This window comes from Burkholderia sp. LFS061 (genome assembly GCF_047978125.1).
Taxonomy (GTDB): domain Bacteria; phylum Pseudomonadota; class Gammaproteobacteria; order Burkholderiales; family Burkholderiaceae; genus Burkholderia; species Burkholderia pyrrocinia_C.
In genome coordinates this window covers 1-842 of sequence record NZ_JBFPFS010000124.1, presented here as the reverse complement: position 1 = coordinate 842, position 842 = coordinate 1, and the positions used below count along the sequence as shown (strand labels likewise).

Below are 842 nucleotides of genomic sequence, written 5' to 3'. Positions count from 1 at the left end.
GTCGAGGATCTGCTCGAATCGGAAGACGACGCGCCGATCATCCGGATGATCAACGCGCTGCTCACGCAAGCGGCGCGCGAACAGGCATCGGACATTCACATCGAGCCGTTCGAGAATTCGTCCGTCGTGCGTTTTCGCGTCGACGGCACGCTGCGCGACGTCGTGCGCCCGAAGAAGGCGCTGCACGGCGCGCTGATCTCGCGGATCAAGATCATGGCGCAGCTCGACATCGCGGAGAAACGGCTGCCGCAGGACGGCCGCATCACGCTGCGCGTCGGCGGCCGGCCGGTCGACGTGCGCGTGTCGACGCTGCCGACCGGGCACGGCGAGCGCGCGGTGCTGCGTCTGCTGGAAAAGGATGCGAAGCGCCTGAATCTCGAAGCGCTCGGGATGGGCCGCGACACGCTCGTCCAGTTCGACAAGCTGATCGCGCGACCGCACGGCATCGTGCTCGTCACGGGCCCGACGGGTTCGGGCAAGACGACGACGCTGTATGCGTCGATGTCGCGGCTCGAAACCGCGACGACCAACATCATGACCGTCGAGGATCCGATCGAATACGACCTCGGCGGCATCGGCCAGACGCAGGTGAACGAGCGGATCGGGATGACCTTTGCCCGTGCGCTGCGCTCGATCCTGCGCCAGGATCCGGACGTGATCATGATCGGCGAAATCCGCGACCTCGAAACCGCGCAGATCGCGGTGCAGGCGTCGCTGACGGGCCACCTCGTGCTCGCGACGCTGCACACGAACGATGCGGCATCGGCCGTCACGCGTCTGACCGACATGGGCGTCGAGCCGTACCTGCTCGCATCGTCGCTGCTCGGCGTGCTCGCGCAGCG

1 protein-coding gene is annotated in these 842 nt (G+C 66.9%); it reads left to right on the top strand.

Features of this window, described 5'->3' with window-relative positions; all coding sequences use genetic code 11:
- Window positions 1-842 (top strand): GspE/PulE family protein (locus tag ACNQQL_RS35975; RefSeq protein WP_347069689.1); only part of this gene is annotated, 842 nt, incomplete at both ends.